The following is a 14309-nucleotide window of genomic DNA, read 5'->3' as shown; positions in this document are numbered from 1 at the left end:
CGCTTTTCCATCGACTCTTCAGGCAGATGGAGGTGAGAAAAGCGGGCTTGTTTGAAACAATCTTAGACTTCGTTAAAATTTGCTCTTGCGCGCTCCGACCTCACCTCACATAGATTTAAAAGACGGCGCAAAAGACCCGCGCTCCCGAACGGAGCGATGGAAATGGTCGGCAAAAAGTAGACGCAAGCCGCGTCGGAACCGCAGGAGAGGAAAAACATGGCGAAGGTAACCCTATACAGCCGCTTGGGAAAATACGGCGAACTGGACTCGTTCTACAACCCTAACAAGATCTTCCTGGAGCAAGCAAAGGACACCAGCGTTCTTTACCGCGACAGCGACGGCGGCGAGAAGATCCAGATCATCGGCGAGGATCTCAAGGTCAACAAACTCGGCCTGGTTACGGCTGGAACGGTGACGGACGTTACTTTTTCCACCAAGAGCACCGGGCCGTTTGTGAAAGTGGAAGACGTCGATATCGACGCCAAGACCTTCGTCGGAATCGTCAAGAAACAGGGCGTCGAGGCGGCCTACGAATTTGCGCTGGCCGGCAATGACGCGATCACCGGTTCGCTCATTTCAGACTCGATCTATGGCGGCGGCGGAAAAGATACGATCAAGGCCGGCTCGGGCATCGACCATATCGAAGGCGGCAAGGGAAATGACCGATTGAGCGGCCAAGCGCAGTCGGATCATTTCATCTTCAACGACGGTGACGGGAAAGACACCATCACCGACTTCGACGCGGTCGGCGGCGCCTTGGCGCAGGATTATATCGACACGGATCTCACCGCGTTGACGATCAAGCAGTCCGGCGCCAACACGATCATCGACTTCGGCGGCGGCGACACGATCACATTGTTGGGCGTGAAGGCCACAGACGTCGACAGCAGCGACTTCATCTGAGTTCGACGAAAGACGCGCACTCCACCGGCCGCGACGCTCGCGGCCGGTGGAAAACGTCGCAGGCGCGACGTCACATGCCCTCGGCGAAACGTTCGACCCGGCGCCGCTCATTCTTCATCCGACCGCCGGAACGTCCCGCACGAGAGTTCGATCGGCCGTATGAACAAAATGCGGCTGCGACACCTCGAGCGGCGGACGGCGGCGGTTCGACACGCACCGTGTCCCGGCGCTCTCCGTCATGCTTGCGAAGGGCTCGCCCCTATCGAACACCGTTTCGCCCGCGCCCAGGGTTCACTGGCGCGCATGCAGCGAGGCGCTTTCAAAAACGATCAAAACACCCGCTGTCGCCAAAGCCAAATTGACATTCGGGGATTGCAATCCGATAAAGATTCCGTCGCGTCAAGATATAGCGAGAGACTGTCGTGAAGACTTCGCCCCTCTTGTTCCTGCTGGCCTTCTCGGCGCTTGCCGTGGCGGTTTCGGCGCGTGCGGCCGACGCCTCCTGCAAGCGCGAGGATCTCCCGGATCCGCCGCGGGTCGTCTATCGTTGCTCCAATGGCCTCGTGCTGGAAGCGGAGGCGGCGGCAAGCCTCCGTATACCCGACGGCCCAGAGCAAGCGCGACCCGCCGGCGCGACGATCACCGGCAAGGCGGTGCTGATCGACGTAAGACCGGGCAGCGGCGCATTTCAGATCCTGACGCCGCAAGCAATCGCTGCCGTGCGCGGCACCGCCTATATCGTCGACGTGGCAGCGGGGACGACATCGGTCTTCGTTCTGAGGGGCGCGGTCGCCGTATCCAGGGCTGACGGCTCCGAAACGGTCGTCCTGCAACCGGGCCAAGGCGCAGACGTCTCGCCCGCTCGACCCGTGGCAGCCGTCGTCTGGGGTCGGGAACGAGCCGAAAAACTTCTCTCGCGCTTCGCGCGATGAAGACGAGCCTGCCGGTCTGGTGCATCGTCGGCCTGCTGTCGATCGGCGCGCTCTGGGCCGGATATCTGTCGCTGACGCATGTCGACGGCGCGGCCAGTTTCGTCGACAAGATGGAGACGGCGCTGCTCGACGCCAGGATTCACGTGATCGGCGGTCGACCGGCGCCGGCCGAGGTCGCGATCGTGGCGATCGATGACGCCACCGTCGCCGCCGCCGGACGCTATCCGTTGGACCGCCGGCAACTGGCGCAGGTGATCGACGGCGTCAGGCTCGCCGGAGCGACCGCGATTGCGATCGACATGCTGCTCGTCGGACCGACGCAGGACGACGCCGACAGGGCCCTGGCCGCCTCCATCGGGCGACTTCCGGTCGCGATCGCCGGCGCGGCGCAATTTTCGGATCGACGGGCGCGGGCGTCGCCGATGCCCGCTCCGTCCGACATCTTGAGGCCGTTGCCGATCCTGGCGGCCGCAGCGCAACTCGGCCTGGTCAATGTCGCGACCGACGCCGGAGGCACACCGAGACAGATCCCCATGCTGTTCGACGTCGAACCGAGTCCGGAAGCGTCCCTGGCTCTGCGCGCCGCCGCTTTCCATACCGGCGCAACGCCGAGTCTGACGGCCGACGGCGTGCGGATCGGAGCCCGCGACACGCCGCTCGATCTGGGTTGGCACTTGTCGCTCAATTACTACGGTCCGGGCCAGACCGTGCGGACGATCAGCGCCCTGAGATTAATGAACGGCGAAGATGTCCGCGGTGATCTCGAGGGCCGTTTGGTGATGCTGGGCGTCACCGCGACGGGGGTCGGGGATCGTTTCACCACCCCGTTCGACCAGATCATGCCAGGCGTCGAGATCCTGGCGACGGGCGTGTCCAATCTCATCGACGGCTCCGCCCTGACGCGCAACGCCACCGTCCGGTCGATCGACGCGGTCTCCGCCGTGCTCGTCTCGGTCTTCGGCATCGCTTTGGTGACGTTTTTGCCGCTGGCCGCGGGGTCGATCGCCTTCGCCGCCCTGCTAATGGCCTGGCTCGCGGTCGTCACTCTCGCCTTCGGACATTTTTACTGGCTGAGCGGCGCATTGCCCGTCGCGGCGAGCCTCCCGCCGGTTGCGGCGACAATCGTTCTCAGGCAGATATTCGACCGCCTCGAACTCCGGCGAATGACCTCCGCCCGAACCGCCCTCGAACGGTTTCAAGCTTCGTCCCTCGTGCGTCGGATCGCTGAAGATCCGACATTTCTCCTGGAGCCGCGTGAATTGTCGGCGGCGATTTTGTTCGTGGACCTGGCCGGATATACGGGCGTCAGCGAGCGCCTCGGCCCAAGGCGGACCCGCGACATGCTCAAGACCTTTCACACGATCGTCGTCGAGGAGGCGGAGCGACGCGGCGGGGTGGCGATGGATTTCATGGGCGACGGCGTGATGGTCGCTTTCGGCGTCCCCGATCAGCACCCGCAAGACGCATCCAACGCCATTCTGACGGCGTTCAGCCTGGTTCGCGCGATCCGATCCTGGATTGCCGACGACAGACCAGGGGAGCCGAACGTCGTGCGCGTCGGCGTGCATTACGGCCAGGTCGTCCTGTCGCGTCTCGGCCACGACACCCATCAGCAGGTGGCCGCCATCGGCGATTGCGTCAATGTGGCGAGCCGGCTCCAGGAAGTCGCCAAGATGCGGGCGGCGTCAGTCGCGCTGTCCGCGGAGGTGATCCGGGCAGCCGGGGTGGAAGGGGATCTTCTGACCGGCGGCCGTCAGTACGAGCGATGCGAGATCAGGGACGCCGACAGCCGCTGGACGTCGCGCTCTGGTCTGCGGACGACGCCGCGGCCCGCGCCTCGCCAGGCCCGAATCCGGAACAGGCGTGAGATTGCCGTTGAAAGGACGAAAGATGGATAAACCGGGTGTTCGAAGGCGATCGCGGATGAAGGCGGCCGCCATGGTTGCAAGGCGATCGCGGGTTTGAAGCGCGATCACGTCGTCTGCAGCGGTCGCGACCAACTGACGGTCAGCCTGTGTTTTGGAAGCGAATTCAAGCGCCTGCCCCATGGCGGTCGGCGCCGGACATCGGTGCGCGATCGAAACCGGGTCGGCAGGCTGCACAAATTGCTTTTATCGGCGAAAACGAGAAGAAGCGCCCCACGAAGCAGGATGAACGAGCGAACTGTTTTGCAATTGGCTTTAAGACATAGTTCTTGATCGCTCGTTGTTGCCATAGTGCTCGGTCCCGATGACGGCGCGGCTTCCGTCGCGTCAGAATCTGCCGCCGACCCGCCCGCGCGCCTGTGGATCTTTCACCGCCATCGTCGAAATTGAAGAGCAAGTCGAAATCGAATGTCAGCATGGTTTCAGTGTTCACGGATAGTCCCGCCGCGACCTGACCGAAAGCGCCGGAACCATCCAGACCGGCATAACCGCCCGTGACCCCGATGCTCGGTGTGAGAACCATGTTTTCCAAGTGGTAGTCCCGGCTCAGTTCCGCCCCGATACTCGCCTGGAGTTGCTCGGTCGTGAAGCCTTCGAGGTTCACAGTGTCGTCCTGCGCGTTGTCGACCGCATAGTCGTCGACAGTTTCTGACAGATAGACGGCGCGAAGCTTCGGCGAGAGCACAGTGTCCTCGTCGAGCCGCCATTCGCCGTTGATGGAGCTATCGAACAACCACCGCCGGGTATCGAAACCGCCATCCCAGAACTCGGTGTCGATGTCGTTGACCGAACCGCCATAGAGGATGTTTGCGTTCCAGAACACGCCCTTTCCGATCTCGACCGAGGCGTAGGGACCCGCAAGCCAGCCATTCCCGGTCAAATTGGCGTCCTCGTCGGTCGGATCCGTCATCCGATCGTAGTGAAAGGACAAGCCGAGAAGCAGTTTCTCGGTCACCAGATAGTCGGCTCCGGCCGATATCATCGCGAAGCTTCCCCAGGGATCCCCGTTCTCTCCGTTGTTGTGCGCGAGGACCGCGCCGCTCATCCAGATATCGAAGGTCGATGGGGACCCGGCGATCGCGCCGTCCGCCAGGTCTCGCGCGCTCTCGATCTGTGCGAGGCTGGTGGAAAAGTTGACTGTCAACCCGCTCGTATAGGGCTGGACTTGCGTCGTCACCGGCTCGCTCGTCGCCGCCAGCCGGCGGCGTTTCATCAGGTCGGGGACTTTGATGGTCGAGGCGAGCAGGCTCTGCCGCGAACGGACGAAATCCTCCACGAGCCCGGTCACCTCCTCGGCCACCTCGTCCTTGTCGAGGGCGATGTTGTAGGTCACCGTTCCGGTGTTCGATATTCCGAGCGCGCTGATGAGGCGAAAACCGACCTTCACCTGTCCGGCGTAGCTGGGATTAGGTTTGAACTGGAGATACCAGCCGACAGGCGCGGTCGCCTTCGCCTCAGCGAAGCTGCCGCGAATAATCGTGGCGACTCCCGCATTCTCCGGCTCGACGAAGGTTTTCTCGGCGGAAACGAAGGGCCCGCCGGTCGCTTGCTTATGAAGAGGAATATCGACGGGCGTCGAACCGGCGGGCACGTCCAGATGCTTGTCCGTCACCGTCACGATCTGCGGCTGGACCTTGATGCTGTACGAACCGGTTCCATAGTTTCCACGGCTGTCGCGAGCCCGCAGAACGAAGCTGTAGTCGCCCTCGGTATCCGGCTCCAGCGGCCCGGTCAGGTCGCCGGTCGAGATATTCAGCGTCAGGCCTTTCGGCAAGTCTCCTGACGCCAGGCTGAATGTCATCGCTCCGACTCCGCCGGTCGCGGTGATCGATTGGCTATATGGTTCGCCGCCATGGCTTCGGTGAGGCGCCGCCGCGGGGCGACAACTTTACGATCCGAGGCGCCGCAGCGATCTTCAGCGTATAGGCGGCCTGGCCGGTCTGGTCGTCGGCGTCGGTGGCGGTCACGGTGAAGGCGGCGTTCTCCTTGGCCGTCGGCGCGCCCGTGAGCACGCCGGCGCTGGACAGCGTCAGGCCGTCCGGCAGCGAGCCCTCGGTGACGCTGAAGCGGTAGGGCGCGCTTCCGCCGGTGGCCGTGAAGGTCTGGCTATAAGCGGCGCCGACGCGTCCGGCCGTCAAGGCTCCCGCTTCGGGCGACAGGGTGACGGTGACCGGCGCCGCGGCGATCTTCAGCGTATAGGCGGCCTGGCCGGTCTGGTCGTCGGCGTCGGTGGCGGTCACGGTGAAGCCGGCGTTCTCCCTGGTCGTCGGCGCGCCCGTGAGCACGCCGGCGCTGGACAGGGCCAAGCCGTCCGGCAGCGAGCCCTCGGTGACGCTGAAGCGGTAGGGCGCGGCGCCGCCGGTGGCCGTGAAGGTCTGGCTATAGGCGGCGCCGACGCGTCCGGCCGTCAAGGCGCCCGCTTCGGGCGACAGGGTGACGGTGACCGGCGCCGCGGCGATCTTCAGCGTATAGGCGGCCTGGCCGGTCTGGTCGTCGGCGTCGGTGGCGGTCACGGTGAAGGCGGCGTTCTCCTTGGCCGTCGGCGCGCCCGTGAGCACGCCGGCGCTGGACAGCGTCAGGCCGTCCGGCAGCGAGCCCTCGGTGACGCTGAAGCGGTAGGGCGCGCTTCCGCCGGTGGCCGTGAAGGTCTGGCTATAAGCGGCGCCGACGCGTCCGGCCGTCAAGGCTCCCGCTTCGGGCGACAGGGTGACGGTGACCGGCGCCGCGGCGATCTTCAGCGTATAGGCGGCCTGGCCGGTCTGGTCGTCGGCGTCGGTGGCGGTCACGGTGAAGCCGGCGTTCTCCCTGGTCGTCGGCGCGCCCGTGAGCACGCCGGCGCTGGACAGGGCCAAGCCGTCCGGCAGCGAGCCCTCGGTGACGCTGAAGCGGTAGGGCGCGGCGCCGCCGGTGGCCGTGAAGGTCTGGCTATAGGCGGCGCCGACGCGTCCGGCCGTCAAGGCGCCCGCTTCGGGCGACAGGGTGACGGTGACCGGCGCCGCGGCGATCTTCAGCGTATAGGCGGCCTGGCCGGTCTGGTCGTCGGCGTCGGTGGCGGTCACGGTGAAGGCGGCGTTCTCCCTGGTCGTCGGCGCGCCCGTGAGCATGCCGGCGCTGGACAGCGTCAGGCCGTCCGGCAGCGAACCCTCGGTGACGCTGAAGCGGTAGGGCGCGGTTCCGCCGGTGGCCGAGAAGGTCTGGCTATAGGCGGCGCCGACGCGTCCGGCCGTCAAGGCTCCCGCTTCGGGCGACAGGGTGACGGTGGCCGGCGCCGCATTGATCTTCAGCGTATAGGCGGCCTGGCCGGTCTGGTCGTCGGCGTCGGTGGCGGTGACGGTGAAGCCGGCGTTCTCCCTGGTCGTCGGCGCGCCCGTGAGCACGCCGGCGCTGGACAGCGTCAAGCCGTCCGGCAGCGAACCCTCGGTGACGCTGAAGCGGTAGGGCGCGTCGCCGCCGGTGGCCGTGAAGGTCTGGCTATAGGCGGCGCCGACGCGTCCGGCCGTCAAGGCTCCCGCTTCGGGCGACAGCGTGACGGTGACCGGCGCCGCGGCGATCTTCAGCGTATAGGCGGCCTGGCCGGTCTGGTCGTCGGCGTCGGTGGCGGTCACGGTGAAGCCGGCGTTCTCCCTGGTCGTCGGCGCGCCCGTGAGCACGCCGGCGCTGGACAGCGTCAGGCCGTCCGGCAGCGAACCCTCGGTGACGCGGAAGCGGTAGGGCGCGGTTCCGCCGGTGGCCGAGAAGGTCTGGCTATAGGCGGCGCCGACGCGTCCGGCCGTCAAGGCTCCCGCTTCGGGCGACAGGGTGACGGTGACCGGCGCCGCGGCGATCTTCAGCGTATAGGCGGCCTGGCCGGTCTGGTCGTCGGCGTCGGTGGCGGTCACGGTGAAGGCGGCGTTCTCCTTGGCCGTCGGCGCGCCCGTGAGCACGCCGGCGCTGGACAGCGTCAGGCCGTCCGGCAGCGAGCCCTCGGTGACGCTGAAGCGGTAGGGCGCGCTTCCGCCGGTGGCCGTGAAGGTCTGGCTATAAGCGGCGCCGACGCGTCCGGCCGTCAAGGCTCCCGCTTCGGGCGACAGGGTGACGGTGACCGGCGCCGCGGCGATCTTCAGCGTATAGGCGGCCTGGCCGGTCTGGTCGTCGGCGTCGGTGGCGGTCACGGTGAAGCCGGCGTTCTCCCTGGTCGTCGGCGCGCCCGTGAGCACGCCGGCGCTGGACAGGGCCAAGCCGTCCGGCAGCGAGCCCTCGGTGACGCTGAAGCGGTAGGGCGCGGCGCCGCCGGTGGCCGTGAAGGTCTGGCTATAGGCGGCGCCGACGCGTCCGGCCGTCAAGGCGCCCGCTTCGGGCGACAGGGTGACGGTGACCGGCGCCGCGGCGATCTTCAGCGTATAGGCGGCCTGGCCGGTCTGGTCGTCGGCGTCGGTGGCGGTCACGGTGAAGGCGGCGTTCTCCCTGGTCGTCGGCGCGCCCGTGAGCACGCCGGCGCTGGACAGGGCCAAGCCGTCCGGCAGCGAGCCCTCGGTGACGCTGAAGCGGTAGGGCGCGGTTCCGCCGGTGGCCGAGAAAGTCTGGCTATAGGCGGCGCCGACGCGTCCGGCCGTCAAGGCTCCCGCTTCGGGAGACAGGGTGACGGTGGCCGGCGCCGCGGCGATCTTCAGCGTATAGGCGGCCTGGCCGGTCTGGTCGTCGGCGTCGGTGGCGGTGACGGTGAAGGCGGCGTTCTCCTTGGTCGTCAGCGCGCCCGTGAGCACGCCGGCGCTGGACAGCGTCAGGCCGTCCGGCAGCGAGCCCTCGGTGACGCGGAAGCGGTAGGGCGCGGTTCCGCCGGTGGCCGTGAAGGTCTGGCTATAGGCGGCGCCGACGCGTCCGGCCGTCAAGGCGCCTGCTTCGGGCGACAACGTGACGGTGACCGGCGCAGCCCGGGTGACGGTCACCGTATAGGTCCCGGTCGTCACGTCGTCCTCGGCGGTGACCACGACGGTGATCGTATTGTCGCCGACGGCGAGGCTGAGATTGCCGGACGCCGAACCCGATGTCACCGACGCGCCATTGACCGCCACCGTCGCGCTGGCGTCGCTGACGACGGGCGTCACCTTGATCGAGCCGACATCGTTCGACACCGAGGCCGTATAGCGGGTGACGCCGCTTGCGAAGCCCGGCGACAGCGACCCGGAAGACAGCGACAGGCTGGTCAGCGTCGCATCGGTCGATGCCGGCGCAGCCCGGGTGACGGTGACCGTATAGGTCCTGGTCGTCACGCCGTCTTCGGCGGTGACCGCGACGGTAATCGTATTGTCTCCGACGGCGAGGCTGAGATTGCCGGACGCCGTGCCGGAGGCGACGGATGCGCCGTTGACCGTCACCGTGGCGCTGGCGTCGCCGACCACGGGCGTCACCTTGATAGAGCTGACATCGTTGGCGACCGAGGCCGTATAGCGGGTGACGCCGCTCGCGAAGCCCGGCGACAGCGACCCGGAAGATAGCGACAGGCTGGTCAGCCTCGCATCGGTCGATGCCGGCGCAGCCCGGGTGACGGTGACCGTATAGGTCCTGGTCGTCACGCCGTCTTCGGCGGTGACCGCGACGGTAATCGTATTGTCTCCGACGGCGAGGCTGAGATTGCCGGACGCCGTGCCGGAGGCGACGGATGCGCCGTTGAGCGTCACCGCGGCGCTGGCGTCGCCGACCACGGGCGTCACCTTGATAGAGCTTACATCGTTGGCGACCGAAGCCGCATAGCGGGTGACGCCGCTCGCGAAGCCCGGCGACAGCGACCCGGAAGATAGCGACAGGCTGGTCAGCGTCGCATCGGTCGATGCCGGCGCAGCCCGGGTGACGGTGACCGTATAGGTCCTGGTCGTCACGCCGTCCTCGGCGGTGACCGCGACGGTAATCGTATTGTCTCCGACGGCGAGGCTGAGATTGCCGGACGCCGTGCCGGAGGCGACGGATGCGCCGTTGACCGTCACCGCGGCGCTGGCGTCGCCGACCACGGGCGTCACCTTGATAGAGCTGACATCGTTGGCGACCGAAGCCGCATAGCGGGTGACGCCGCTTGCGAAGCCCGGCGACAGCGTTCCGGAGGACAGCGACAGGCTGGTCAGCGTGGCGTCGGTCGACGCCGCTGCAGCTCGGGTGACGGTGACCGTATAGGTCCTGGTCGTCACGCCGTCCTCGGCGGTGACCGCGACGGTAATCGTATTGTCTCCGACGGCGAGGCTGAGATTGCCGGACGCCGTGCCGGAGGCGACGGATGCGCCGTTGACCGTCACCGCGGCGCTGGCGTCGCCGACCACGGGCGTCACCTTGATAGAGCTGACATCGTTGGTCACCAAAGCCGCATAGCGGGTGACGCCGCTTGCGAAGCCCGGCGACAGCGATCCGGAGGACAGCGACAGGCTGGTCAGCGTGGCGTCGGTGGAGTCGGCTTCCGCCCGCGTCACGGTGACCGTATAGGTCCTAGTCGTCACGCCGTCCTCGGCGGTGACCGCGACGGTAATCGTATTGTCGCCGACGGCGAGGCTGAGATTGCCGGACGCCGTGCCGGAGGCGACGGATGCGCCGTTGAGCGTCACCGCGGCGCTGGCGTCGCCGACCACGGGCGTCACCTTGATAGAGCTTACATCGTTGGCGACCGAAGCCGCATAGCGGGTGACGCCGCTTGCGAAGCCCGGCGACAGCGATCCGGAGGACAGCGACAGGCTGGTCAGCGTCGCATCGGTCGATGCCGGCGCAGCCCGGGTGACGGTCACCGTATAGGTCCTGGTCGTCACGCCGTCTTCGGCTGTCACCACGATGGTGACCGTATTGTCTCCGACGGCGAGGCTGAGCACGCCGGAGGCCGAGCCGGAGGAGACGGATGCGCCGTTGACCGTCACCGTGGCCTGAACGTCGCTGACGGTGGGCGTCACCTTGATAGAGATGACATCGTTGGCGACCGAGGCCGTATAGCGGGTGGTTGCGCTTGCGAAGCCCGGCGACAGCGATCCGGAGGACAATGACAGGCTGGTCAGCGTGGCGTCGGTCGACGCCGCTGCAGCCCGGGTGACGGTCACCGTATAGGTCTCGGTCATCACGCCGTCTTCGGCTGTCACCACGATGGTGACCGTATTGTCGCCGACGGCGAGGCTGAGATTGCCGGAGGCCGTGCCGGAGGCGACGGAGGCGCCGTTGACCGTCACCGTTGCGCTGGCGTCGCTGACGACGGGCGTTACCTTGATCAAGCCGACATCGTTGGTCACCGAAGCCGCATAGCGGGTGACGCCGCTTGCAAAGCCCGGCGACAGCGATCCGGAGGACAGCGACAGGCTGGTCAGCGTGGCGTCGGTCGACGCCGCCGCAGCCCGGGTGACGGTGACGTTATAGGTCTCGGTCGTCACGCCGTCTTCGGCGGTGACCGCGACGGTGACCGTATTGTCGCCGACGGCGAGGCTGAGCACGCCGGAGGCCGAGCCGGAGGCGACGGATGCACCGTTGACCGTCACCGTGGCGCTGGCGTCACTGACGGTTGGCGTCACGGTCAGCGAGGTCACCCCATTGTCGACCGAAGCCGCATAGCGGGTCACGCCGCTTGCGAAGCCCGGCGACAGCGATCCGGAGGACAGCGACAGGTTGGTCAGCGTCGCATCGGTCGACGCCGCCGCAGCCCGGGTGACGGTCACCGTATAGGTCCTGGTCGTCACGCCGTCCTCGGCGGTGACCGCGACGGTAATCGTATTGTCGCCGACGGCGAGGCTGAGATTGCCGGACGCCGAGCCCGATGTCACCGACGCGCCGTTGACCGTCACCGTGGCGCTGGCGTCGCCGACCACGGGCGTCACATTGACGGAGGTGACATCGTTGGTGACCGAGGCCGCATAGCGGGTGACGCCGCTTGCGAAGCCCGGCGACAGCGACCCGGAGGACAGCGACAGGCTGGTCAGCGTGGCGTCGGTGGAGTCGGCTTCCGCCCGCATCACGGTCACCGTATAGGTCTCGGTCGTCACGCCGTCCTCGGCAGTGACCTCGACGGTGACCGTATTGTCTCCGACGGCGAGGCTGAGCACGCCGGAGGCCGAGCCGGAGGAGACGGATGCGCCGTTGACCGTCACCGTGGCCTGAACGTCGCTGACGGTGGGCGTCACCTTGATAGAGATGACATCGTTGGCGACCGAGGCCGTATAGCGGGTGGTTGCGCTTGCGAAGCCCGGCGACAGCGATCCGGAGGACAATGACAGGCTGGTCAGCGTGGCGTCGGTCGACGCCGCTGCAGCCCGGGTGACGGTCACCGTATAGGTCTCGGTCATCACGCCGTCTTCGGCTGTCACCACGATGGTGACCGTATTGTCGCCGACGGCGAGGCTGAGATTGCCGGAGGCCGTGCCGGAGGCGACGGAGGCGCCGTTGACCGTCACCGTTGCGCTGGCGTCGCTGACGACGGGCGTTACCTTGATCAAGCCGACATCGTTGGTCACCGAAGCCGCATAGCGGGTGACGCCGCTTGCAAAGCCCGGCGACAGCGATCCGGAGGACAGCGACAGGCTGGTCAGCGTGGCGTCGGTCGACGCCGCCGCAGCCCGGGTGACGGTGACGTTATAGGTCTCGGTCGTCACGCCGTCTTCGGCGGTGACCGCGACGGTGACCGTATTGTCGCCGACGGCGAGGCTGAGCACGCCGGAGGCCGAGCCGGAGGCGACGGATGCACCGTTGACCGTCACCGTGGCGCTGGCGTCACTGACGGTTGGCGTCACGGTCAGCGAGGTCACCCCATTGTCGACCGAAGCCGCATAGCGGGTCACGCCGCTTGCGAAGCCCGGCGACAGCGATCCGGAGGACAGCGACAGGTTGGTCAGCGTCGCATCGGTCGACGCCGCCGCAGCCCGGGTGACGGTCACCGTATAGGTCCTGGTCGTCACGCCGTCCTCGGCGGTGACCGCGACGGTAATCGTATTGTCGCCGACGGCGAGGCTGAGATTGCCGGACGCCGAGCCCGATGTCACCGACGCGCCGTTGACCGTCACCGTGGCGCTGGCGTCGCCGACCACGGGCGTCACATTGACGGAGGTGACATCGTTGGTGACCGAGGCCGCATAGCGGGTGACGCCGCTTGCGAAGCCCGGCGACAGCGACCCGGAGGACAGCGACAGGCTGGTGAGCGTGGCGTCGGTCGACGCCGCCGCAGCCCGGGTGACGGTGACCGTATAGGTCCCGGTCGTCACGCCGTCTTCGGCTGTCACCACGATGGTGATCGTATTGTCTCCGACGGTAAGGCTGAGATTGCCGGACGCCGAGCCCGATGTCACCGACGCGCCGTTGACCGTCACCGTCGCGCTGGCGTCACTGACGGTTGGCGTCACGGTCAGCAAGGTCACCGCATTGTCGACCGAAGCCGCATAGCCGGTCGTGCCGCTCGCAAAGCTCGGCGACAGCGATCCGGAGGACAATGACAGGCTGGTCAGCGTGGCGTCGGTCGACGCCGCCGCAGCCCGGGTGACGGTGACGGTATAGGTCCCGGTCGTCACGCCGTCTTCGGCTGTCACCACGACGGTGACCGTATTGTCTCCAACGGCGAGGCTGAGATTGCCGGACGCCGAGCCTGAGGCGACAGATGCGCCGTTGACCGTCACCGTGGCGTTGGCGTCGCTGACGGTTGGCGTCACGGTCAGCGAGGTCACCGCATTGACGACCGAGGCCGCATAGCTGGTCGTGCCGCTCGCGAAGCCCGGCGACAGCGATCCGGAGGACAATGACAGGCCGGTCAGCGTCGCATCTGCGGAAGCCGCCCGGGTGACGGTCACCGTGTAGGTCTTGCTCGTGGTCCCGTCCTGGGCCGTCACCACGACGGTGACCGTATTGTCTCCAACGGCGAGGCTGAGATTGCCGGACGCCGAGCCCGATGTCACCGACGCGCCGTTGACCGTCACCGTGGCGCTGGCGTCGCCGACCACGGGCGTCACATTGACGGAGGTGACATCGTTGGTGACCGAGGCCGTATAACTGGTCGTGCCGCTCGCAAAGCTGGGTGACAGCGATCCGGAAGACAATGATAAACTGGCCAGCGTCGCATCCGCGGAAGCCGCCCGGGTGACGGTCACCGTGTAGGTCTTTTTCGTCGAGCCGTCTTCGGCCGTGACTTCGACATCGATGTCGTTGTCGCCGACGGCAAGGTTGATACCGTCCGAGGCAGCGCCCGATGTCACTGCAGCGCCTTCCACCTTCACCGTCGCATTGGCGTCATTGACGGTGGGCGTCACCTTGATCGTGCTGACGGCATTGTCAACCGAGGCCGTATAGCTGGTGGTGGCGCTTGCAAAGTCGGGCGACAGCGTTCCGGAAGAGAGCGCGAGGTTGGAAAGATTGGCGTCCGTCGAGGCTGCCGACGCTGCGGAACAGGTAATCGTCAGCGTGCCAGTCGCACCGACCACTGACACGCTGGCATTGCCATTGATCAGTTCCACGTAGATATTTTCCGCCGCAGTCAAAGTATGGCTGCCAGATTCGTTGGCAGTTCCGGTGTAGGACGTGTCGTATCGAACTAGAAAATTAGCCTCGATAGGATCCCAAATGTCGTTTTCTATAT

Annotated in this window: 5 protein-coding genes; 3 read left to right on the top strand and 2 right to left on the bottom strand. The window is 66.7% G+C overall.

Annotated elements, in window-relative coordinates; genetic code table 11:
* The first annotated feature begins 216 nt into the window (after window positions 1-216).
* The 3 genes from H2O14_RS16600 (at window position 217) to H2O14_RS16590 (ending at window position 3733) form a co-directional block, all read left to right on the top strand.
* Window positions 217-903 carry a calcium-binding protein gene (locus H2O14_RS16600; protein ID WP_182828518.1) on the top strand — a complete coding sequence of 229 codons (687 nt, stop codon included), beginning with the start codon at window positions 217-219 and terminating at the stop codon, window positions 901-903.
* 422 nt (window positions 904-1325) lie between these two features.
* A complete protein-coding gene (locus tag H2O14_RS16595) occupies window positions 1326-1835 on the top strand; it encodes a FecR domain-containing protein (RefSeq protein WP_182828517.1) in 510 nt (169 codons plus the stop codon).
* The gene (locus H2O14_RS16590) at window positions 1832-3733 is read left to right on the top strand and encodes a CHASE2 domain-containing protein (RefSeq protein ID WP_182828516.1); all 1902 of its coding nucleotides are present in this window, start codon (window positions 1832-1834) and stop codon (window positions 3731-3733) included. The genes H2O14_RS16595 and H2O14_RS16590 overlap by 4 nt, the downstream gene beginning before the upstream one ends.
* A gap of 133 nt (window positions 3734-3866) precedes the next feature.
* Here the strand turns inward: H2O14_RS16590 and H2O14_RS28930 are convergent, their stop codons facing one another.
* Window positions 3867-5588: an autotransporter domain-containing protein gene (locus H2O14_RS28930; RefSeq protein ID WP_312858679.1), complete on the bottom strand. Its 1722-nt coding sequence runs from the start codon at window positions 5586-5588 to the stop codon at window positions 3867-3869.
* 7 nt (window positions 5589-5595) lie between these two features.
* Window positions 5596-14187 (bottom strand): beta strand repeat-containing protein, encoded by an 8592-nt coding sequence (locus H2O14_RS16580; RefSeq protein WP_182828514.1) that lies wholly within the window; start codon window positions 14185-14187, stop codon window positions 5596-5598.
* Window positions 14188-14309 lie beyond the last annotated feature (122 nt).

Origin of the sequence: Rhizobium sp. G21, from assembly GCF_014158035.1 — a bacterium.
Classification (GTDB): domain Bacteria; phylum Pseudomonadota; class Alphaproteobacteria; order Rhizobiales; family Rhizobiaceae; genus Rhizobium_E.
The sequence above is the reverse complement of the archived record's forward strand: the minus strand, read 5'-3'. Positions and strand labels throughout refer to the sequence as shown.